Origin of the sequence: Candidatus Mycolicibacterium alkanivorans, from assembly GCF_022760805.1 — a bacterium.
In the GTDB taxonomy this organism is placed as follows: Bacteria; Actinomycetota; Actinomycetes; order Mycobacteriales; family Mycobacteriaceae; genus Mycobacterium; species Mycobacterium alkanivorans.
The window spans coordinates 1,094,705-1,115,503 of record NZ_JAIVFL010000001.1 but is presented as its reverse complement, the minus strand read 5'-3'; the positions used below and the strand labels follow the sequence as shown (position 1 = coordinate 1,115,503).

The 20,799-nt window shown below is 68.8% G+C and carries 23 protein-coding genes; 8 read left to right on the top strand and 15 right to left on the bottom strand.

All coding sequences use genetic code 11. The annotated features are described in order from the left end of the window. Positions 1–32: 32 nt before the first annotated feature. Positions 33–611 carry a hypothetical protein gene (locus K9U37_RS05480; RefSeq protein WP_243070848.1) on the bottom strand — a complete coding sequence of 193 codons (579 nt, stop codon included), beginning with the start codon at positions 609–611 and terminating at the stop codon, positions 33–35. A 159-nt stretch (positions 612–770) separates the two neighbouring features. After that, on the bottom strand, positions 771–974 hold the full coding sequence (locus K9U37_RS05475) for a cold-shock protein (protein WP_003925183.1): 204 nt from the start codon (positions 972–974) through the stop codon (positions 771–773). 298 nt (positions 975–1,272) lie between these two features. On the opposite strand from K9U37_RS05475, the gene sftH reads away from it, so the two are divergent. After that, positions 1,273–3,636, top strand: coding sequence for a DNA 3'-5' helicase SftH (gene sftH, locus K9U37_RS05470; protein ID WP_243070847.1), 2,364 nt, complete (start codon positions 1,273–1,275; stop codon positions 3,634–3,636). 176 nt (positions 3,637–3,812) lie between these two features. Then, a complete protein-coding gene (locus K9U37_RS05465; RefSeq protein ID WP_243070846.1) occupies positions 3,813–4,826 on the top strand; it encodes a PAS domain-containing protein in 1,014 nt (337 codons plus the stop codon). Here K9U37_RS05465 and K9U37_RS05460 read toward each other — a convergent pair. The 7 genes from K9U37_RS05460 to ssd are packed head-to-tail and all read right to left on the bottom strand — an operon-like array spanning position 4,819 to position 9,234. Further along, a complete protein-coding gene (locus tag K9U37_RS05460; RefSeq protein ID WP_243070845.1) occupies positions 4,819–5,118 on the bottom strand; it encodes an Rv3654c family TadE-like protein in 300 nt (99 codons plus the stop codon). The two genes, K9U37_RS05465 and K9U37_RS05460, sit on opposite strands and share 8 nt — an antisense overlap. A gap of 34 nt (positions 5,119–5,152) precedes the next feature. After that, positions 5,153–5,443, bottom strand: coding sequence for a TadE family type IV pilus minor pilin (locus tag K9U37_RS19960; RefSeq protein ID WP_272888082.1), 291 nt, complete (start codon positions 5,441–5,443; stop codon positions 5,153–5,155). Between the two features lie 35 nt (positions 5,444–5,478). Continuing rightward, positions 5,479–5,679, bottom strand: a complete 201-nt coding sequence (locus K9U37_RS05450) for a DUF4244 domain-containing protein (RefSeq protein WP_243073236.1) — start codon at positions 5,677–5,679, stop codon at positions 5,479–5,481. A gap of 18 nt (positions 5,680–5,697) precedes the next feature. Next, on the bottom strand, positions 5,698–6,276 hold the full coding sequence (locus K9U37_RS05445) for a type II secretion system F family protein (RefSeq protein WP_243070843.1): 579 nt from the start codon (positions 6,274–6,276) through the stop codon (positions 5,698–5,700). Beyond that, positions 6,273–7,049: a type II secretion system F family protein gene (locus K9U37_RS05440; RefSeq protein WP_243070842.1), complete on the bottom strand. Its 777-nt coding sequence runs from the start codon at positions 7,047–7,049 to the stop codon at positions 6,273–6,275. The genes K9U37_RS05445 and K9U37_RS05440 overlap by 4 nt, the downstream gene beginning before the upstream one ends. Further along, entirely contained in the window at positions 7,046–8,212 is a 1,167-nt protein-coding gene (locus tag K9U37_RS05435) for a TadA family conjugal transfer-associated ATPase (protein ID WP_243070841.1), read from the bottom strand. The genes K9U37_RS05440 and K9U37_RS05435 overlap by 4 nt, the downstream gene beginning before the upstream one ends. After that, positions 8,209–9,234, bottom strand: a complete 1,026-nt coding sequence (gene ssd, locus K9U37_RS05430; RefSeq protein WP_243073235.1) for a septum site-determining protein Ssd — start codon at positions 9,232–9,234, stop codon at positions 8,209–8,211. The genes K9U37_RS05435 and ssd overlap by 4 nt, the downstream gene beginning before the upstream one ends. Positions 9,235–9,771: 537 nt before the next feature. Here ssd and K9U37_RS05425 point away from each other — a divergent pair. After that, positions 9,772–10,629, top strand: coding sequence for an HAD-IB family hydrolase (locus K9U37_RS05425; protein WP_243070840.1), 858 nt, complete (start codon positions 9,772–9,774; stop codon positions 10,627–10,629). 381 nt (positions 10,630–11,010) lie between these two features. Here K9U37_RS05425 and K9U37_RS05420 read toward each other — a convergent pair whose 3' ends face one another. After that, positions 11,011–11,757, bottom strand: coding sequence for a Fic family protein (locus K9U37_RS05420; RefSeq protein ID WP_243070839.1), 747 nt, complete (start codon positions 11,755–11,757; stop codon positions 11,011–11,013). Between the two features lie 108 nt (positions 11,758–11,865). Here K9U37_RS05420 and acs point away from each other — a divergent pair, with 108 nt between their 5' ends. Continuing rightward, the gene (gene acs, locus K9U37_RS05415) at positions 11,866–13,857 is read left to right on the top strand and encodes an acetate--CoA ligase (protein WP_243070838.1); all 1,992 of its coding nucleotides are present in this window, start codon (positions 11,866–11,868) and stop codon (positions 13,855–13,857) included. A 19-nt stretch (positions 13,858–13,876) separates the two neighbouring features. Here the strand turns inward: acs and K9U37_RS05410 are convergent, their stop codons facing one another. Then, positions 13,877–14,599 carry a S1 family peptidase gene (locus tag K9U37_RS05410; protein WP_243070837.1) on the bottom strand — a complete coding sequence of 241 codons (723 nt, stop codon included), beginning with the start codon at positions 14,597–14,599 and terminating at the stop codon, positions 13,877–13,879. A gap of 147 nt (positions 14,600–14,746) precedes the next feature. Between K9U37_RS05410 and K9U37_RS05405 the strand changes: the two genes are divergently transcribed. Continuing rightward, entirely contained in the window at positions 14,747–15,271 is a 525-nt protein-coding gene (locus tag K9U37_RS05405) for a phage holin family protein (protein ID WP_243070836.1), read from the top strand. Further along, positions 15,271–16,230 (top strand): alpha/beta fold hydrolase, encoded by a 960-nt coding sequence (locus K9U37_RS05400; RefSeq protein ID WP_243070835.1) that lies wholly within the window; start codon positions 15,271–15,273, stop codon positions 16,228–16,230. Before K9U37_RS05405 ends, K9U37_RS05400 begins: the two co-directional genes overlap by 1 nt. Here K9U37_RS05400 and marP read toward each other — a convergent pair. The 4 genes from marP to nth are packed head-to-tail and all read right to left on the bottom strand — an operon-like array spanning position 16,223 to position 19,600. Continuing rightward, on the bottom strand, positions 16,223–17,410 hold the full coding sequence (gene marP, locus K9U37_RS05395) for an acid resistance serine protease MarP (RefSeq protein ID WP_243070834.1): 1,188 nt from the start codon (positions 17,408–17,410) through the stop codon (positions 16,223–16,225). The genes K9U37_RS05400 and marP overlap by 8 nt on opposite strands. Then, the gene (locus tag K9U37_RS05390; RefSeq protein ID WP_243070833.1) at positions 17,407–18,165 is read right to left on the bottom strand and encodes an NUDIX hydrolase; all 759 of its coding nucleotides are present in this window, start codon (positions 18,163–18,165) and stop codon (positions 17,407–17,409) included. Before K9U37_RS05390 ends, marP begins: the two co-directional genes overlap by 4 nt. A 12-nt stretch (positions 18,166–18,177) precedes the next feature. Then, positions 18,178–18,819 carry a TlpA family protein disulfide reductase gene (locus K9U37_RS05385; RefSeq protein ID WP_243070832.1) on the bottom strand — a complete coding sequence of 214 codons (642 nt, stop codon included), beginning with the start codon at positions 18,817–18,819 and terminating at the stop codon, positions 18,178–18,180. A gap of 22 nt (positions 18,820–18,841) precedes the next feature. Next, positions 18,842–19,600: an endonuclease III gene (nth, locus tag K9U37_RS05380; RefSeq protein WP_243070831.1), complete on the bottom strand. Its 759-nt coding sequence runs from the start codon at positions 19,598–19,600 to the stop codon at positions 18,842–18,844. A 115-nt stretch (positions 19,601–19,715) separates the two neighbouring features. Between nth and K9U37_RS05375 the strand changes: the two genes are divergently transcribed. Further along, the gene (locus K9U37_RS05375; protein ID WP_243070830.1) at positions 19,716–20,018 is read left to right on the top strand and encodes a hypothetical protein; all 303 of its coding nucleotides are present in this window, start codon (positions 19,716–19,718) and stop codon (positions 20,016–20,018) included. A 97-nt stretch (positions 20,019–20,115) separates the two neighbouring features. Continuing rightward, a complete protein-coding gene (crp, locus tag K9U37_RS05370; RefSeq protein ID WP_243070829.1) occupies positions 20,116–20,790 on the top strand; it encodes a cAMP-activated global transcriptional regulator CRP in 675 nt (224 codons plus the stop codon). Positions 20,791–20,799 lie beyond the last annotated feature (9 nt).

Here is a 20,799-nt window from a genome sequence, read left to right as displayed (position 1 = left end):
CAGACGCAAACCGACCCCCCGAACGGAATCTCTCAGATCCTGGGCCACGCTGACACTGCCTCGGTGTCATCCGGCGGCTCCCCCACATTCTCTACCAGGCGCGATAGCCGCTTGCGACCGCTTATTCTCAACGCCGGCCGAGAGCCCCTGGTGCCGATCAGCGTCGGCGCGATTCCCACCCGCATCAACGCCGACGCCAGCGGCGAATGGGTGTCGGGGGCGTGCGGGTCCAGCCCCAGGAGATATCGGTCGGCCTCGGGGACACCGGCGGCCAGCGTCCATGCCCTCAGCTCGCGCGGACCGGGCAGCCACTGAGGTGGCACGGTCTTGACCGCCCCGCGGGTCCAGTCGGCGGCGATTCTGACCAGTCGGACCTCCACCGCGGTGCGTACCAGGGGGGTGTTCTCCTCGGTACTGGCGATCTCCGCCTCCAGTCCCGCCTCGGTCATCATGTCGGCCAGCGCCCGGGCCCGCCAGAGCTCCTCGACGACTACCGACAGTCGCGCACCGCCACCGACCATCACCACCTGACCAGCCGCCGCGAGTATCCCGGTGAGATCGGCGACCGCAGGCGGCACCGACTCGGCCGAGAAGAAGGACAGCTGGCTCACGATTCGACAGTAAGCCAGTAAGTGACGACTGCCACGCCGCCAAGCCGTCCGGCCGGCGAGGAGACGCGATGCGACAACACTGGATGCCCGGAAAACGAAGCACCCCCGGCGGGGCCCGTTACCAGGACGCTCGGGGGTGATTCCTGTTGTCGTTGCAGATCAGATGGAGCGCACGCCTGTGGCCTGCGGTCCCTTGGGGCTCTGACCGACCTCGAACTCGACCCTCTGGTTCTCCTCGAGGGTGCGGAATCCGGACCCTTGAATTTCCGTGTAGTGGACGAACACGTCGGCAGAACCGTCCTCGGGAGCGATGAACCCGAAGCCCTTCTCCGCGTTGAACCACTTCACAGTTCCCTGTGGCATCTTTCGTACTTTCCTTCTCTTGCTACCGGGTGCGGACCACCGAGGTTTTCGGCAGACCGGGCCCCGTTCCGACCGCCATCCTTCGTGGAGTCGTCGGAACTGACCCGACCTACAGACCCTCGCAGGAACCGCGATCGCAACGTCGATCCTGCGATTGTGAAGACACGAACACAGAAGCTGCGACCGCCCTTATCCAATCACGTTCAGCGCTTCTGCGACAGTCTCGGTGCTACCAACTGATGAACAATTCGATACAAGGCCGTTCTCAGCGGCCACAGAACGGGAAAGGGCGGCGTCGATGGTGAGTTTCGGCAGCGCACTGCTCGCTGCGGCCGTCGCCGGCGCCGAGTCCTCTCCCGTCGCGCTGCGCCATGTCGCCGAGTTGCCCGCGCGACCGGCCAACGCGGTCGACTGGCCGGCCTGGGTACAGCCAGATGTGCTCCGCGCCTTCCATGATCACGGAATCGCCGCCCCATGGTCACACCAGGTACAGGCCGCCGAACTCGCGCACCAGGGACGCCACGTCGTCATCAGCACGGGCACCGCGTCGGGCAAGTCGCTGGCGTTCCAACTTCCGATAATGGATGCCCTGGAGCGAAATCCGCGCGCGCGGGCACTGTATTTGTCGCCGACGAAAGCGCTGGGCCACGACCAGTTGCGCGCCGCGCACTCGTTGACCACCGCGGTGCCGACCCTGGCCGACGTGGCGCCGACCTCCTATGACGGCGACACCCCTACCGAGATACGCAGATTCGCCCGCGAGCGGTCGCGCTGGCTGTTCTCCAACCCCGACATGATCCACCTGTCGATGCTGCGCAACCACGCTCGGTGGGCGGTGTTTCTGCGCGGTCTGCGCTACGTCGTGGTCGACGAATGTCATTACTACCGAGGAATATTCGGCTCCAATGTGGCGATGGTGCTGCGGCGGCTGCTGCGCCTCTGCGAGCGCTATGCCCCGGCGTCGGGGCACCGGCGGGCAGGAGCGGAGCGACCCGGGGTGGTATTCGGTCCGACGGTGATCTTCGCCAGCGCCACCACCGCCGCACCCGGAGAGACGGCCGCTGAACTGATCGGAGAGACGGTCGCCTCGGTGACCGAGGACGGTTCGCCGCACGGCGCGCGCACCGTGGCACTGTGGGAACCGGAGCTCCGTACCGACCTGCTGGGCGAGAACGGTGCACCCGTGCGGCGTTCGGCGGGATCGGAGGCGGCCAGGATGATGGCCGACCTGGTGGCCGAAGGGGCCCGCACTCTGACGTTCGTCAGGTCGCGACGGGGAGCGGAACTGACCGCGCTCGGCGCGCGCTCTCGGCTCGAGGAGATCGCTCCGCAGCTGAGGGACACAGTGGCCTCGTATCGCGCGGGCTACCTCGCCGAGGAGCGCCGGGCTCTCGAGCGGGCGCTGTCCGACGGTGAATTGCGAGGTCTTGCAACGACGAACGCGCTCGAACTCGGAATCGACATCGCAGGTCTGGACGCGGTGCTGCTGGCGGGGTTCCCGGGCACGGTCGCGTCATTCTGGCAACAGGCCGGCCGCTCCGGCCGGCGCGGGCAAGGTGCCCTGGTGGTACTGATCGCGCGCGACGACCCGTTGGACACCTATTTGGTGCACCATCCCGAAGCGCTGCTCGACAAGCCGGTGGAGCGCGTCGTGATCGACTCGGCCAATCCGTATGTGCTTGGCCACCAATTACTCTGCGCAGCAACAGAATTGCCACTAGACGAGACGGAGGTACGACGGTGGGAGGCCGGGCCGGTTGCCGACGCGCTGGTCGACGACGGTCTGTTGCGCCGGCGTGGCGCGCGTTACTTCCCGGCCGCCGGGCTCGATCCGCATCCGGCGGTGGACATCCGCGGTTCGGCCGGCGGCCAGGTGGCGATCCTGGAGGCGGAGACCGGGCGTCTGCTGGGCAACACCGACGCCGGGCAGGCGCCGGCGACGGTCCACCCGGGCGCGGTGTATTTGCACCAGGGCGAGAGCTACGTGGTGGACTCGCTGAATCTGGAAGACGGTGTGGCACTGGTCCATGCCGAGGATCCCGGCTACTCGACCTACGCCCGAGAGATCACCGGCATCACGGTGACCGGCCCGGGTGAGCGGGTGTCGTTCGACGCGGCGACCCTGGGGCTGGTGCCAGTATCGGTGACGCATCGGGTGATCGGCTATCTTCGGCGACGACTGTCGGGAGAAGTGATCGACTTCGTCGAGCTCGACATGCCCGAACACTGTCTGCCCACCACCGCGGTGATGTACACCATCACACCGGAAGCGCTGGTGGACAAAGGGCTTGAACTGCGTCGCATATCGGGCGCACTGCACGCCGCCGAACACGCGGCGATCGGACTGCTGCCGCTGGTGGCCAGTTGCGATCGCGGTGACATCGGCGGGCTGTCCACGGCGATCGGCGAGGGTGGACTTCCGACCGTGTTCGTCTACGACGGCCATCCGGGTGGTGTCGGATTCGCTGAACGGGGTTACCGGCTGGCCAGCACGTGGCTGGGCGCGACGGCGGCTGCGATCGAAGCCTGCGAATGCCCTCAGGGTTGCCCCTCATGCGTGCAATCACCCAAGTGTGGCAACGGCAACGACCCGCTGGACAAGGCCGGCGCCGTGGACGTCCTCAACATCGTGCTGGCCGAACTCGCGGCAGCAAGGCGCTGAACCCAGCGTCCGCCCCCTCCGACGGGTCGGACGTAACCGAAAAATACCGAAATAGCTGGGGCGGCGCAAGGAAACGGGAAAACAGCGAGTACATGCTGCGCGGTCGGTGTCAGTCGATCCGTTACCTGCGAATTTCGTGCCAGCGAGCCCTAGGTGGCGCCATTACACTGCCTCGCATGAACCACGACTGGCTGCTGGTGGAGACACTCGGCACCGAACCCGTGGTCGTCGCGCAGGGGCGTCAGATGAAGAATCTGGTGCCCATCGCGGATTTCCTCCGACGGAAGCCGAACCTGGCGGCCGTCCAGACCGCCATCGCCGAGACGGTGGCCACCGGCAAGAGGCTCGCCAGCATCACCCCGAAAAGCGACCGCGTCATCCGGACCGAGCCGGTCCAGATGTCTGACGGCAAGGTGCACGGGGTCCACGTGTGGATCGGTCCTGCCGACGCCGAGCCGCCCGAACGGCCGATCCCCGGCCCGCTGAAGTGGGACCTGACGACCGGCGTCGCGACCGACACGGTCGAGTCGCTGGCGAACTCCGGGTTGGACCCCACCGAGGAGCGCACCCACGGGCGCGCGTTCGCCGAGGATCTGCCCAGTCGCGATCTCAACCGCGACGAGGCCCGCGTGCTCGCGCTGGCGATCGATCCTGCGCCCGACCGGACTTGCTGCACCTCCTGGGACTTCACCGATAAGCAGGGGAACCTCCGACGGGTGGGCTTCGTCGCGCGCACGGCCATGGAGACCGCCGACGACGGCACCGAGCACCTGATTGCTCGCGCGATGAACCTGGAAGGTGAACTCGACGGAGCCGCGGCGCCCGCCGACCACCTGGCCCAGCGGATCCTCAGTGGGCTGTCCCAGCCGGGCGTGCACCGAGCGCTGGTCGATCTGGAGACCTGGCACCTGCTGCGGTGGCTGGACGAACCGTGTCCGCATTACGACTGGCGGCAGAACATGCGGTTCCATCCCGACGACCAGCGGGAGCTGGAACCGATGACCACCGAGTTCCAAACCGGTTCCACCAGCAGGGTGCTGAGGCTGCCCGGCCTCGAGGGCGGCTGGGTGCCGATGCACGTCGCGGTCAACCGGGTGGAATTGGACAACGGTGTGTTCGCCGCGCTGATCAGCGTGCGGCTGCCGACCGACACCGAGCTGGCCGAGGCCGAGCGGCGCGGCCCTACCTGACGACCGGTCCGGCACGGGCCGAGGCGCGCGCCTGTCCTCCGCTCCAGCCGCCGACGGCGACGGCGACAGCGACCACGACGTCGAGTTCCGCCACGTCGCAGCCGGCCAGTTCGGCGCCCATGGCGCCGGTGATTCCGCGCGCCCCCTCGCACGCCGCCGCCGGGCCGTCGGGTAACCGCGCCGCCGCCGCCAGCGCGGCCAGGTCGGCGGCCGCCTGGGCACGGTGGCGGGCGACGACCGCACTTCCGACCCGCACGCCGGCCATGGCGATGGTCACCACGACAACGATCATCAGGGCGGCTAGCACCGTGGCGGCACCGGTGTCGTCACTGGCCGGGTTCGGCCGCGGCGACCGCGGCGGCAGAGATGACGACACCGGGCAACAGGGCCGAGCGGCTGCTGACCCTGGCGACGACGAAACCGCCGTCGCGCCGTACCTCCACCGTCGCATTCGGCGGTGCCACGGTGCGGGCCACCGATCCGGCCGCCGCCTCGTCGCCTCTCGCGGCGAGCCTGGCCGCCTCTCGCGCGGCATCGACGCAGCGAACCTGTGCTGCGACCGCGGTGACACCGCTGGCGCAGATGACGACGACGACGACCAGCGCGGCGATTGCCAGCGCGGCCTCGACGGTGCTGAATCCGGCATCGCCGGCTACACGTTGGTGTTCAGCGCGCGGTTGATGATGTTGGTCAGCGCACCGACGATCGAGTCGCCGGTGACCACGCTGTACAGGATCGCCCCGAACGCCGCCGCCGCGATCGTGCCGATCGCGTACTCCACCGTCGACATACCCGATTCGTCTGTCGCCGTGACCAACAGCCGTATCTTCAGCTTGCGAAATATGTTGTGCATCATTTGTTTTCCCTTCTCTCATAACAATCCTGACCCGAACACGTCACTGGCGAGCCCGGCCACCACCGGAACGATGCCCAGGCAGATGAACGCCGGAAGGAAGCACAGACCGAGCGGTCCGGCGATCAGCACTGAGGCCCGTTCCGCCGCCGCCGCCGCGGCGTGGGTGGCCTCCTGACGGGAGTGCTCGGCAAGGTCGGCGACACCTTGCGCCAGCGCACTGCCCGACGACGCCGACCTGCGGGCCAGCCGGGTCAGCGCCTCACCCGTGGCGTCAGCACCATCGGCCGGCACCCCCCATGCGACGTCCGGGTCGGCGCCCAGGGCCAGCAGATCGGCGGCCCGTCGCAGCACCGCCTGAAGGCCAGGCGGAGCCGATGCGGACGTCGCGGTTGCCGCAGCCGGAACCGACATCCCGGCCGACAGGCACACCGACAGCACGTCGAGTGCGGACGCCGTCGCTAGCGGGTCACCGAGCTGCTCCCGGCGGCGACCCGGACGGGGACGCGGTGTCGACACCCCGAGGCGTCCCCGCACGACGGCGGGACCCGCGCCGAGCAGCAGTGCGACCGCCAGCATCATCGCGGCGGCACTCATGTCAGCATCCGATCGGTGAGGCGGTCCGCCCAGACCAGGCCGACGCACACCAGTGCGACACCCACGACCAGCAGCCAGCCCCCGACTCCCCCGCCGACGAGGAAGCCGATCGGCTCGGCACCGATCAACTGACCCAAAAGGACTCCGACCACCGGCAGCCCGGCCAGGATGACCGCGGTGGCGCGGGCCCCGGCCAGGCCCGCCTCCACGCGGTCGCTGAATCGCTGCCGTTCCACGATGTCGCGCTGCGCCGCCCGCATCAGCACCGACATCGCCAGCCCGTGTTCGGTGGCCAGCTGCCAACAGACGGCCAGCCGATTCCATTGCGCCGGAACCGAAGACGACTCGGCCACCGCTCGTAGCCCGCCGGCGACGTCGGCACCGAGGCGGGCCCTGGCAGCCACGGCTCGCAGCGAGTCCCCGACCGGCCCATCGCATTCCGAGGCCGCGACACCGAACGCGGTGACGGGATGGGCACCGACGCGTAGTTCGCCCACCAGAGTCTCCAGCGCAGCAGCCAACCGCTGACCGTCTACCCGCCGCCGCTGGCGGCGCCGCCCGCGCTGACGGCGCGCACCGAGGGTGCCGCCCAGGATGCCGATCGCCATCACCGCCGCCGGCGGCAAGAGCACCACGGTCAGGATCGCGACACCCAACAGAGCGGGCAGGCGGCCTGCCGTCCGCGACAGTCTCGGCCGCAGCCGCCACCGTGGCGGCGGCGCCGTCAACAGTGCCGCCGCCAGCAGTCCGGCGGCGCCCACGGTGCCGCTCATCGGGCCAGCCGTCCATCGATCAAGGTGCGCAATCGGTCTGCCCCGCAGTCGAATCCGCGGCCGACTTGCCATACCGTCTCGGCACGGACGTGTGCGTTGTCGTCGCGTCGCAACACCGCGATCTCACTGAGCCGGCGCCGCCCGTCGCGACCGCGGCTGACGTGCAGCAGCACCTGAACCGCGGCGGCCAGCTGGCTGTGCAATGCGGCGCGGTCGAGTCCTCCGAGGGCGGCGAGCGCCTCGAGGCGGGCTGGTACCTCAGCCGGGTTGTTCGCATGTACCGTTCCGGCCCCGCCGTCGTGACCGGTGTTCAGCGCGGCGAGCAGATCGATCACCTCGGCGCCGCGCACCTCCCCGACGACAATGCGATCCGGCCGCATCCGAAGCGCCTGGCGGACCAGCTGACGCAGCGTGATCTCGCCTACTCCTTCGACGTTGGCGCTGCGGGCCACCAGCCGCACCAGGTGGGGGTGCCGCGGCGCCAGCTCAGGTGCGTCCTCGACACACACGATCCGTTCGTCACTGCTGACCGCGGCGAGGGTGGCGGCCAGTAGCGTGGTCTTACCGGCCCCGGTTCCGCCCGAGACCAGGAACGCCAACCGAGCGTCGATGACCTCGGCCAGCAGTTGCCCTGCTTCCGGTTCGATCGCGCCGGCCCGGGTCAAGGCCGCGAGGTCCTGCGTGGCAGGGCGCAGCACCCGCAGTGACACACACGTGCCGGCAACGGCGACCGGCGGCAGTACCGCGTGCAGGCGGACCGAGACGTCACCGGCGCCCAGCCCGGACAGTTGTCCGTCGACCCAGGGCTGGGCTTCGTCGAGTCGTCGTCCAGCGGCCACGGCGAGCCGCTGCGCCAGCCGGCGCACGGACGCTTCGTCAGCGAATCGCACGGCGCTGCGCCGCAAACCGCCACCGTCGTCCACCCACACCGCGTCGGGAGCGGTGACCAGGACATCGGTGGTGCCGGGCGCGCGAAGCAATGGTTCCAGCACACCGGCACCGGTCAGCTCGGTCTGCAGGACCCGCAGGTTGGTCAGTACCTCGGTGTCACCGAGGACACCGCCGGACTCGGCTCGGATTGCCGCGGCAACCGCGGTCGGGCGCAACGAGCCGGACTCGGCGGCGAGCCGTTCGCGGACGCGGTCGATCAGCGAGGCGCTCATGCCGCCACGGCTCCCCGATGCAGTACGCCCAGCACGTCGCGAGCCGCCGCGGCCAATGGCGATCGGCGACCGAGCCGAAGTCCCCTTCGTTCCAGGCGCTCGGACAGCATCGGCTCGGGACGCATGGTCGCCAGCAGTGGCAGGCCGATGATCTCGGCGACCTCGCGGGCCCGCAGCCCGCCCGGCGACGGTCCGCGCACCACGAGGCCGAGGTTCGGGTTGATCGTGCGCACCACGGGGGTCATGGCCGAAGCGGCCGCTACACCACGCACATCGCAGGTGGTGATCACCACCACCAGATCTGCGACGTCCAACGCGGCCGTGGCGGCGGACGTCGTTCGCCGCGGCACATCACAGACCACCATCACCCCGCCGCGCCGGCCGGCGTCGAGAATCGCCTCCACCGGGCCGGCGTCCATCTCGTAGCACGACCGGGTGCCCGACAACACGCTCACTCCCCGGTGGTTCGGCAGGGCGTCGCGAACCGCGGGCCAACTCAGCCGGCCACCCTGCAGGCTCAAATCGGGCCAACGCAAGCCGGACACCGACTCGCTGGCCAGCAGGAGGTCGAGACCGCCGGCCCACGGGTCGAGGTCGACAAGAAGGGACGCGGTGGCGGTCTGCGCCACAGCCGCGGCGAAGACCGACGCACCGGCTCCACCGCGGCCGCCGATGACGGCGATCACCCGGCCTTCGCCGACATCTCCGCGAGCTGCTTCGGCGGCGTCGGCGAGATTGCGGGTCAACAGGTCCTCCTGCGCCGGCAGAGCGCAGAGGTGCTCGGCGCCGACGGCCATCGCCGCCTGCCAGGTCGACTCCTGCGGCTCGGCTCGGGACACCAGGATCAGTCCGGCGCGGCGCGGCATGCCCACGCAGCGGCGGGCACCCGGCTCGTCGAGAACCACTGCCGCTGTCGCCGACCACGTCTTCCTCGTCAGCGTTGCGGGCGCGCTCAGCGCCCGTAGCCCGACGGCTGCCGCTACCCGCTCGACGGCCTCGCGCAGTTCGATGTCGTCGACCACAGTCAGCACGGTGTTGGCACTCACTTAGCCACCATGGCGCCGAACAAGTCGCAACCGAAAGGCGCAGACTGCCCGGCTGTGGATGAAGCCGAGTCTGGGGATGGACCGTTGCAGGCCTCTGCTGGTTCACCGCCGAATCGGAATCCGGCCCCGTCCAGCGTTGACCCACGCCAGAGGTGCCGATGGGTCCTGCAGAACCATGGCCAAAAGCGAAAATCTACGCGGGCGTGACGTTTTGGCAACGTCCCGAGACTCAACCAAATGAGCGCGGGAGCTTAGCGGAGAAAGGGGACGACCCCCGCCAGGGGGGAGGAGGCGGAGGTCGTCGCGAATCAGCCCCGGGGGGTCGGGCTGATTCACACCCGGCGTTAATCCGAGCAACGCTTACTATACACGCGCCGATGCGGAGTCGCGCAAGTACTCAACACGCATAAAGCCGTGATTTTGCTGTGAAAATGCAGGCTTGGACACGTGGCTTGATCTGCCATTTTGGCCGTACCCCCCGATTACGGGGCAAGGCGGACCTATCCTGGCTTGGTGACCGACTCCCTCTCGGCCGCCGGTCAGCTAACCGCTCCGCAAAGCAGTCCCGGCGCGGCGCCCACACGCCGTGCGGCAGCCTTCTTCGACCTCGACAAGACCGTGATTGCCAAGTCAAGCACACTGGCTTTTAGCAAACCGTTCTTCAATCAGGGGCTGCTCAATCGCCGGGCCGTCCTCAAGTCCAGCTACGCGCAGTTCCTGTTCCTGATGGCCGGCGCGGACCACGATCAGATGGACCGGATGCGCTCCTATGTGACCAGCATGTGCGCCGGGTGGGATGTCGAGCAGGTCAAGGCGATCGTCAACGAGACGCTGCACGACATCGTCGATCCCCTGGTTTTCGCCGAGGCTGCCGAGCTGATCGCCGATCACAGGCACTGCGGCCGCGACGTGGTGATCGTCTCGGCGTCGGGCGAGGAGATCGTGGCTCCCATCGCCCGCGCACTGGGAGCCACTCATGCGATGGCCACCCGGATGGTGGTCGAAGACGGCAGGTACACCGGAGACGTCGCCTTCTACTGTTTCGGCGAGGGCAAGACAGCCGCCGTACGCGAACTGGCGGCCCACGAGGGCTATGCGCTCGAGCACTGCTACGCGTACTCCGACTCGATCACCGACCTGCCCATGCTCGAGACGGTCGGGCACCCGAACGTCGTCAACCCCGACCGCGCCCTGCGCAAGGAGGCGGCGGCACGCGACTGGCCCGTGCTGACCTTCTCTCGGCCGGTGCCGCTGCGTGACCGGATCAACGCGCCCTCCGGTGCGGCGATGGCGACGACGGCCGCACTCGGGATCAGTGCCCTGGCGGCCGGAGCTCTGACGTACTCGGTGTTGCGGCGCTTGATCTTCTAGCGTCCAAACCGTTGCCCGCCAAAGGCTTGATGTGCCGATCGTCACGTAGTACAAAGGAAGCACGGACGCCCAGTGAGGCCAAGGTAGCGCCGGAAGAGAAGGCACTATCTCCCGAGCCAGGCGACCCAGCACGGTTCCCGGCACCCACGCGGAGCACGCCGCGAGATGGCATAAGTGTTGCGGGCCTGCGTAATTGCGAAAAGCGGACGGACTTGACGATCTCTTGGGTGGGATCGCAACCGTAGCGCATCGCAAGACCGCCGAGGCCAACCCACGCAGCCCACGTTGCACGCTTGGTGACCGGCCTACCGTGCTAGCGGGCGGCGAGCCGAACTCTTCTCGGATCGTCGCCCGCTTCATGTCTGAGGTCGGCCGGACGGCCTACTTGGTTGCGGCTTCGGCGATCGACAACGCTTCGCGCGCACCATCTTCCAGCGCCGCACAGCACATCAGCAGCCAGGCGCCGACCGCGTCCGGGGAACCCGACGCGAAGCCGGCGGCGGCGGAGCGGTACTCGTCGGCGCGGCGCATCCAGTACACCTCCGGCACACCCAGGCCGTGCGGGTCCAGACCGGTGGCCATGGTCACCAGCCGCGATACAGCCCTCGCGACGACGCCGTCGCCGGAACCGAACGGCGCCAACGCCAGCAGCTCGCCGTGCGCGACCGATGCCACCACCGGGGCCGGGGCCGAACTGGCACCGGCCGCAAGACGGGTGACCAGATCGAGGCGGGCGGCCACCTCGGAGACCTGTCGCGGACGGCCGAGCCCGTCCTCGTCGATCAGGTCCGCGGCGGCCAGTGCGTGCAACCGCGCCAGCGCCTGCAGCGGAGCCCGCCGCCACACCCCCACCAGAGCGGTCGTACCGCCTTCCAGAGCCTGACCCACCCGCAGTGCGCCGGCCAGCACGGGGTCGTTGGGTTCGGCGCCGGCGGCGTCCAACTGGACGGCGCCACCGTCGATCGCCGACGACGACCGCGCGCCACGAATGGCCGACTCCGCGGCCGTAACGGGCCAGTTGCGCAGGTTCGCGCGATGCCGGTGCGCCTTGGCCAGCGCATCCCGGGCGGCCTCGGCAGCATCGGACACCCCGGGCAGTTCGAGCAGCGGCGCCAACAGGTCAGTCACGCCCGGTCACGCTATCGGCGGGCGTGGGCTGGGCTTGCGGTGGGTCCGGTTCGACCGTTCGGCGCGCGACACGGACCGCCCGCCGACGAATGTGACTCAGCAACGCAGATGCAACCTAGAGTGACTACGCTCACAGACATGACCGAGGCGCACACTGAAGTTCAGACTTACTACCCGCCGTCCGCGGACTTCGCCGACAAGGCCAACGCCACAGCCGATCTCTACGACGAGGCCGAGGCCGACCGGCTGGCGTTCTGGGCCAAGCAGGCCAACCGCCTGTCGTGGGACACCCCGTTCACCGAGGTGCTCGACTGGTCCGAGGCGCCGTTCGCGAAGTGGTTCGTCGGCGGCAAGCTCAACGTCGCCTACAACTGCGTCGACCGGCACGTCGAGGCCGGCAACGGCGATCGGGTCGCGATCCACTGGGAAGGCGAGCCGGTCGGCGACGCGCGGTCGATCACCTACGCCGAACTCAAGGACGAGGTGTCCAAGGCGGCTAACACGCTGACCGGTCTGGGCCTGGTGGCCGGCGACCGGGTGGCCATCTACATGCCGATGGTGCCTGAGGCGATCGTCGCGATGCTGGCCTGCGCCCGCCTGGGACTGATGCACAGCGTGGTCTTCGCCGGCTTCTCGGCGTCGGCGCTGCGGGCCCGCATCGAGGACGCCGAGGCCAAACTGGTGATCACCACCGACGGGCAGTACCGGCGCGGGGCCGCGGTGTCGCTCAAGGACGCCGTCGACGGGGCCGTCAAGGACCAGCCGTCGGTGGAGCATGTTCTGGTGGTGCGCCGCACCGGAATCGACGTGGCGTGGACCGACGGCCGCGACCTGTGGTGGCATGAGACGGTCGACAAGGCCTCTCCCGAGCACACTCCGCAGGCGTTCGACTCCGAGCAGCCGCTGTTCCTGCTCTACACCTCGGGCACCACCGGTCAGCCCAAGGGCATCATGCACACCTCGGGCGGCTACCTGACACAGGCGTCCTACACGCACCACTACGTCTTCGACATCAAGCCCGAGAGCGACGTGTTCTGGTGCACAGCCGATATCGGTTGGGTCACCGGCCACACCTACATCGCCTACGGACCGCTGTCCAACGGTGCCACTCAGGTGGTCTACGAGGGAACCCCCGCCTCCCCCGACGAACACCGTCACTTCCAGGTCATCGAAAAGTACGGTGTGACAATCTATTACACCGCGCCGACCCTGATCCGCACCTTCATGAAGTGGGGTCGCGAGCTGGTGTTCGAGCACGACCTGTCGAGCCTGCGGCTGCTCGGGTCGGTCGGTGAACCGATCAACCCGGAGGCCTGGCGCTGGTACCGACTGGTGTTCGGAGCCGACTCCACCCCCATCGTCGACACGTGGTGGCAGACCGAGACGGGTGCGGCGATGATCTCGCCGCTGCCCGGTGTGACGACCTGCAAGCCGGGTTCGGCGATGCGTCCGCTGCCGGGCATCTCGGCCAAAATCGTCGACGACGACGGAAATGAGTTGCAGCCCAGTCCCGATCAGGGCGAGCACGTCACCGGCTATCTCGTACTCGACAAGCCGTGGCCGTCGATGCTGCGCGGCATCTGGGGCGATCCCGAGCAGTTCAAGGAGACCTACTGGTCACGGTTCGCCGAGCAGGGCTGGTACTTCGCCGGCGACGGCGCGCGCTACGGCAGCGACGGCGAGGTGTGGGTACTGGGCCGCATCGACGACGTGATGAACGTGTCGGGACACCGGATTTCGACCGCCGAGGTGGAGTCCGCCCTCGTCGGCCATGCCGGTGTCGCCGAGGCCGCAGTCGTGGGTGCCAGTGACGCCCACACCGGCCAGGCCATCTGCGCGTTCGTCATCCTCACGGCCCACCACGCCGACATCTCGACCGCCGACATGGTCAACGAGTTGCGCGCCGAGGTGGCCAAGGAGATCTCCCCGATCGCCAAGCCGCGCGAAATCCACGTCGTCCCAGAGCTTCCCAAGACCCGCAGCGGCAAGATCATGCGCCGGCTGCTGCGCGACGTCGCCGAGGGCCGTGAACTCGGCGACACCTCGGCGCTGCTCGACCCGACGGTGTTCGAGGCCATCCGGGCCAGCAAGGCCAACTGACCCAGCCCGTCGAACTGGATTAAGCGGCGGGCGTCGGCTCCAGGTTCGGCGTCGGCACGAAGCCGGTGCCGGGGCGGTCTTTGGCGGCGACGTCGCCGAGGATCTCGTTGATCGACATCGTCACCGCAGGGGTGTGCAGCGGGATGAACTTGATGACGCACGTCGGCAGGTCCTCGCTGAAGGCGCCGTGGATCATGCCGACGAGCTTGTTGTTGACGGTCACCGGCGCACCGGAGTCACCGGGCTGGCCGCAGACCTGGTTGACGATGGTGCCCGGATCCTGACCGGGACCCCACGTCACGCCGCAGGAGTAGCCGGTCGTCCGGCCGAGCTTGCACGCAACCTGCCCGAACACCGGGTCCGGCCCGAGGCCGTCGATGAGGAAGCCCTTGTAGTTCGCCACCGGCTGGACCTTGGCCGGGTCGAACCGGATGACGGCGTAGTCCAGGCTGTCGTTGCCCGCGACCATGGTGCCGATCACTCCGTTGTCCGGATTGGCCTCCGCGGCGACCTGGGCCCCGGGTCCGCCGCAGTGGGCGGACGTGAAGCCGATGAGGGCGCCGGTTTTGTCGGTCCCGATCGACGTCAGCGTGCAGTAGGTGTCGCCGTTGACGACGATGCCCGCGCCGCCGCCCATCTCAACCTTGTCGTCGGCACCCGCTGTCGATACCGGGCTGACAAACAGTGCGCTGAGCGCAAGGACCGCAGCCCCCGCCGTCACCCGCACACGCGCGGTCGTCACTGTAAGCAACCTCCATCTACACCCACCCCGACAAGGAGTCTACCGGCTTCACACCAGTAACTTGCGTAACAGCTCAGTGGGTATCCCGTCGCGGACCGGGCATGGCAACATGAGACCCGCGACGACAGCGACAGTTGGAGGACAGCCGTGAGCAATGGTGACCGCAAGACCGGGGTGCCCACCACCGTGACCTCGATACCGTTGGTGGACCCGAATGCGGTTCCGGCCAATCCCTCCATCGGCGACCTGGTCAAGGACGCGACCACCCAGGTGTCCACCCTGGTGCGCGCCGAGGTCGAACTGGCCAAGGCCGAAATCACCCGGGACGTGAAAAAGGGCCTGACCGGCAGCGTCTTCTTCATCCTCGCGCTGGTCGTGCTGTTCTACTCGACGTTCTTTTTCTTCTTCTTCGTCGCCGAACTGCTCGACACCTGGCTGTGGCGGTGGGTGGCCTTCCTGATCGTGTTCGCGCTGATGGTGGTGACCACTGCGGTGTTCGCGCTCCTGGGCTTCCTGAAGGTGCGCCGAATCCGCGGGCCGCAGCAGACCATCGAGTCGATGAAGGAGACTCGCGACGCGCTGACCCCCGGTCACGACCGCGCGCCCACAAAGGCGGTGGCACGGACCAACGGCGGCCCGGCACCGGCGCCCACTGACCCGTCGGGCTGGTGATGACGCAGCCGGACCCGTCTGTCACCCGCATCGCGGGGCCCTGGCGTCATCTCGACGTCCACGCCAACGGCATCCGGTTTCACTGCGTCGAGGTGGACAACGAGCCCCACGGCGCCGCGCCGGGCACCGCCCGGCGCCTGGTGATCCTCCTGCACGGCTTCGGCTCGTTCTGGTGGTCGTGGCGCCATCAGCTCCGCGGATTGTCCGGAGCGCGGGTGGTCGCGGTGGACCTGCGCGGCTACGGTGGCAGCGACAAGCCACCCCGCGGCTACGACGGCTGGACGCTCGCTGGTGACACCGCCGGCCTGATCCGCGCGCTGGGCCACAGTTCTGCCACCCTGATCGGCCACGCCGACGGCGGCCTGGTGTGCTGGGCGACCTCGGTACTGCAGTCACGGGTGGTGCGAGCCATCGCCCTGGTCAGCTCGCCGCACCCCGCCGCGCTGCGCGCCTCCGCGCTGACCCGCCGGGACCAGGGCCGCGCACTGCTGCCCACCCTGCTGCGCTACCAGCTGCCGCTGTGGCCGGAGCGTGCGCTGACCGCGCACAACGCCGACCAACTCGAGCACCTCGTCAGCAGCCGCGCATCGGGCAAATGGCTTGCCTCCGAGGACTTTTCCGAGACCATCGCGCATATGCGCCGCGCCATCCAGATCCCGTCGGCGGCACACTGCGCCCTGGAATACCAGCGCTGGGCAGTGCGCAGCCAACTACGTTCGGAGGGCTGGCGCTTCATGAAAGCCATGAACCGCCAGCTCGACGTTCCGATGCTGCATCTACGCGGCGACGCCGACCCGTACGTCCTGGCCGATCCGGTCAGCCGGACGCAGCGTTACGCACCGCGGGGCCGGTTCGTCGCACTGGCCGGAGTCGGCCACTACGCACACGAGGAGGCCCCCGAGGAGGTCAACGACCACCTGCGCCGGTTCCTCGACCAGGTGTACGGCCCGGCTAGCTGACGCAGGCCCCGGTGGGCATCTTCTGGGTGTTGCCGATCTTGGCCAGCTGACGGGACACCTCGTTGGCGGTCAGGACGAACCCGGTGTCGTTGTCGTCGACGGCGGCACCGAACACCACACCGAGGACCTGCCCGGCGCGGTTGATCATCGGGCCACCTGAATTACCTTGCCGCACAGTCCCTCTGATGGTGTAGACCTCGCGGTTGACGGTAGTGGTGCGGTAGATGTCGGGCCCGTTGAGCTCGATGATCTCGCGCACCCGCGCCGGGGTTGCCGCGAAATCGCCACCCCCGGGGTACCCGAGCACCACCGCGTCGGTGCCGGACGTGGCGGGCTGTTCGGCGAACACCAGCGGACGCTGCGGCAGGTTGGGCACGTCGAGGATGGAGATGTCGGCGTTGGGGTCGTAGGAGACGACGGTGGCGTCGTAGCTCTGGCCCTCGGCCTCCACCGTGACGCTGTCCGAGCCCGCCACCACATGCGCGTTGGACATCACGCGGTTCGGCGCGATGACGAAACCCGTTCCCTCCAGGACTTTCTGGCAACCGGGCGCCACGCCCCGGATCTTCACCACGCTGGGGCGGGCACTGGCGACGACGAGGCTGTCGGCCAGGGAACCGTCGGGGGCGTCGACGGCCTGGATCGGGGTGCGGCCGAACGGCAGCAGAACGTCGGGCAGGCCCGAGGTGCTCAGCAGAGTGGACATCCGCTTGGGCACCGACTTGAGCCATTCCGGCGCGTACTTGTCCACCTGCGCAAGCACTTTGGAGCCCCGCACCGCAGCGGCAAGGTTGGGCTGATCGGACGACGTCAGCGGAGTGGCCAGCAGCCAGGCGGCGACCAGCACGACCACCAGTTGCAGCGCCACCCCGATGATCGAATCGACGGTGCGCACGGCACGGTTGCGGATGGCGCCGCGGACGGCGCGGCCCAGGACCACGCCGGCGACCTCGCCGATGACCACCAGCGCCAGGATGAGGAACAGCGCAGCGAACAGCTTGGTGCGCGGCGAGTGGATGTGGCTGACGATGTGCGGGGCCAGCATCACCCCGGCGATGGCCCCGAGCACCACTCCGACGAACGACATCAAAGAGCCCATCGCCCCGGATCGCCAGCCGGAGATGGCGGCGATGAACGCCACCACCAGCACGGCGATGTCCAGCCATTGCGAACTCGTCACAGTGGCCCCTCACTGTTGTCGCCGACAAGCGCCATCGCCTCGTCCAGCTCCCGGATGTCGTCGGTGTCCCACGGTTGTGACCAGCCGGCCACATCGAGCATCGCCGAGATTACGTGACCGGTGAACCCCCATACCAACATCTCGTTGAGCAGGAAGGCCGGTCCGGCGAATCGCCGTCCCGCTCGGGTGCGGTACACCATCAGCCGGTTCTCCGGATTGACGAACGCGCGCACCGGAACCCGCGCCACGACGGCGGTCTCTGCCTCGTTGACCACGGCGACCGGCCCCGGGTCGGGTGAATAGGCGAGCACGGGCACAACGTGAAAACCGGAGGGCGGGATGAACATTCGCTCCAGGGTCGCCAGCGGGTGCAGCCGGCCGATGTCGATTCCGGTCTCCTCCCGGGCCTCTCGCAGGGCGGTGGCCACCGGCCCGGCGTCTTCGGGGTCGGCGGCGCCGCCGGGGAAGGCGGCCTGCCCGGCGTGATGGCGCAGGGTGTTGGCCCGCACGGTGAGCAGCAGGTCGGCTTCGTCGGGCAACTGCCCGGCCGGATGGTCGGCGTGGGGTCCGGAGAACAGCACGAGCACCGCGGCGTCACGGCCGGGGCGGTCGGCAGTGCCCGGTCCGGTGACGGCTGCCAGCAGTTCGGGAGGCACCTTGCGGCGGTACGCATGCGGCACCCGGTCGACGTTCTCCACCAGTGGGGCCAGCCAGGGCGGCCGGAGTTCCGGATTCAGCGGCACCCCACCGGTCACCGGCGCCCCCTGTCATCGAAGTGCACTGTTCACCGCGGCAGCGATCTCGTCGGCGGTGGTGAACGCCTGCGGCAGGATCTTGGCAACGCTACCGTCCGCGCGCAGCACCACCGTCGCGGGCATCACATTGGGCACACCGAGCGCCGCGGCGATCCGGCGCTGACCGTCCTGCAGCGTCGGCAGCCGCACTCCCAGCTCGGCGAGCCGCAGCAGTGCCGCGGTCTCGTTCTCGTCCTGGTGCACGGTCAGCACGGTGACGTCGTCACCCACCCGCCGCCGGTAGTCCGCCATCGCCGGCAACTCCTGTGCGCAGGGCCCGCACCAGTAGGCCCACTGGTTCAGCACGGCCGGCCGGCCGGCCAGCGCACGGGCCACGTCGACCGGCGCACCGTCGGCGGCGCATTCGACGACGATGCCGCGCAGCTCCGCCGGCCCGGGCTTCGGCCCACCCGCGGGACACGGCGGCAGGTCGGCGCGCTGGCGCGGACCCGCGAGAGCCTGCAGTGTGTCGGCGTCGCGGTGTGCGCGGGCCACCTGCGCCCCCGGGGTGCCGCCGCCGGCGGACCGCTCGTCGCCGAGTTCGACGAACAGCGCCGCAACCAGGACGGCCACCGCCGCGACCACGACGAGCGTCCAGCGACCCGATCTGGTCATCGGCGGCGCACGAGCCGGGCGATCACAGCCCGGCCAGCGCGAGCAGGTGCTCGGTCTCGGGACCCTTCACCAGGGCCGCGGCCACCAGCGGCTCGGTCGGTCCGGTTCCGAACGACGGACAGTCCTTGGCCAGCACGCACACCCCGCAGGCCGGCTTGCGGGCATGGCAGACCCGACGGCCATGAAAAATGACGCGATGGCTCAATAACGTCCACTCGCTGCGCTCGATCAGTTTCCCGACGGCATGCTCGACCTTGACCGGATCCTCCTCGGCGGTCCAGCGCCAGCGCCGCACGAGCCGACCGAAGTGGGTGTCGACGGTGATGCCGGGGATGTCGAAGGCGTTGCCGAGGATCACGTTGGCGGTCTTGCGCCCGACACCGGGCAGCGTCACGAGTTCGGCCATGGTGTGCGGGACCTCGCCGTCGAACCGCTCGACGAGTTCCTGGCCCAACCGCATCAGCGAGTTGGCCTTGTTCCGGTAGAAACCGGTGGGCCGGATCAACTCCTCGAGCTCGGTGCGGTCGGCCTGCGCGTAGTCCAGTGCGGTGCGGTACCTCTTGAACAGCGCGGGGGTGGTCAGGTTCACCCGCCTGTCGGTGGACTGCGCCGACAGGATGGCGGCGACCGTCAGCTCCAGCGGATTGGTGAAGTCGAGTTCGCAGTAGACATGTGGGAAAGCCACAGCCAGCGTCCGATTCATCCGGCGGGCACGGCGGACCAGCCCGAGGGGGGTCTCGGCGTCCCATTTGGAGTCGGTTTTCTTCGCAGCCACTGGCACGCTGCCAAGGGTACTGACGAGCAACGACGAGTACCGAAGGACCGCTGCCGAGCTGGGGACAGACCGGTGACAATTCGTAACCTCGCCGAGACCTTGCCCGTGTTCACTTTCCCGGGTGACCTGGTTGCTCGCAGTGTGTGTTCCAGGGCTGATGATGCTCACGACGTTCGGTTTGCAACGGCTCGAGAGCGGCCTGCACACCGACCGCACGGCTGCCGATGAGGCGGTCGCCGAGGACCTCCGACGCGCCGAGGAGGCGCGCAAGCAGGCGCCGCCGCGCCCCGGGTCGGACCAGCCGCGGGCAGTGGAGATCCATCGCCGGCTCGACGTCGACGAGCCAGGTTTGCCGACACGTTCGTATGCCCACGCACGGCCAAATCCGCAGTTTCACCGGACTCGATACGCCAATCCTGTGTAGCGTTGGCTCGTTGCTAGACCGGCCTACCTCTAGACTGACGAGCGAATCAGAGCTGGCCTGAGTGCGACCGATCGTCGATGAGCTAAAGAGGGGCAACGTGGACGAGATCCTGGCGAGGGCAGGAATCTTCCAGGGGGTTGAACCCGGCGCCGTTTCTGCGCTGACCAAACAACTGCAGCCGGTTGACTTTCCGCGTGGGCACACCGTCTTCGCCGAGGGCGAGCCTGGCGACCGGCTCTACATCATCATCTCCGGCAAGGTGAAGATCGGTCGTCGCTCCCCCGACGGCCGGGAGAACCTGCTGACGATCATGGGTCCGTCGGACATGTTCGGCGAGTTGTCGATCTTCGACCCCGGCCCTCGGACGTCGAGCGCCACCGCCATCACCGAGGTGCGCGCGGTCTCGATGGACCGTGATGCGCTGCGGGCGTGGATCGCCGACCGCCCCGAGATCGCCGAGCAGCTGCTACGGGTGTTGGCGCGCCGGCTTCGCCGGACCAACAACAACCTGGCCGACCTCATCTTCACCGACGTGCCGGGCCGGGTCGCCAAGCAGCTGCTGCAGCTGGCGCAGCGCTTCGGTACGCAGGAGGGCGGCGCGCTGCGCGTGACGCACGACCTGACCCAGGAGGAGATCGCGCAGCTGGTGGGCGCCTCCCGCGAGACGGTGAACAAGGCACTGGCCGACTTCGCCCACCGCGGCTGGATCCGCCTGGAGGGCAAGAGCGTGCTGATCAGCGATTCCGAGCGGCTGGCCCGCCGAGCGCGCTAGCGATTCGGG

Bases quoted from the DNA above. Each gene is read 5' to 3' on its own strand.
- K9U37_RS05440 (WP_243070842.1), bottom strand. From the start codon at position 7,049: ATGAGCGGCACCGTGGGCGCCGCCGGACTGCTGGCGGCGGCACTGTTG.
- K9U37_RS05465 (WP_243070846.1), top strand. From the start codon at position 3,813: ATGAACCACGACTGGCTGCTGGTGGAGACACTCGGCACCGAACCCGTG.
- acs (WP_243070838.1), top strand. From the start codon at position 11,866: ATGCAACCTAGAGTGACTACGCTCACAGACATGACCGAGGCGCACACT.
- K9U37_RS05400 (WP_243070835.1), top strand. From the start codon at position 15,271: ATGACGCAGCCGGACCCGTCTGTCACCCGCATCGCGGGGCCCTGGCGT.
- K9U37_RS05385 (WP_243070832.1), bottom strand. From the start codon at position 18,819: ATGACCAGATCGGGTCGCTGGACGCTCGTCGTGGTCGCGGCGGTGGCC.
- K9U37_RS05460 (WP_243070845.1), bottom strand. From the start codon at position 5,118: ATGATCGTTGTCGTGGTGACCATCGCCATGGCCGGCGTGCGGGTCGGA.
- K9U37_RS05450 (WP_243073236.1), bottom strand. From the start codon at position 5,679: ATGCACAACATATTTCGCAAGCTGAAGATACGGCTGTTGGTCACGGCG.
- K9U37_RS05475 (WP_003925183.1), bottom strand. From the start codon at position 974: ATGCCACAGGGAACTGTGAAGTGGTTCAACGCGGAGAAGGGCTTCGGG.
- K9U37_RS05445 (WP_243070843.1), bottom strand. From the start codon at position 6,276: ATGAGTGCCGCCGCGATGATGCTGGCGGTCGCACTGCTGCTCGGCGCG.
- sftH (WP_243070847.1), top strand. From the start codon at position 1,273: ATGGTGAGTTTCGGCAGCGCACTGCTCGCTGCGGCCGTCGCCGGCGCC.
- K9U37_RS05435 (WP_243070841.1), bottom strand. From the start codon at position 8,212: ATGAGCGCCTCGCTGATCGACCGCGTCCGCGAACGGCTCGCCGCCGAG.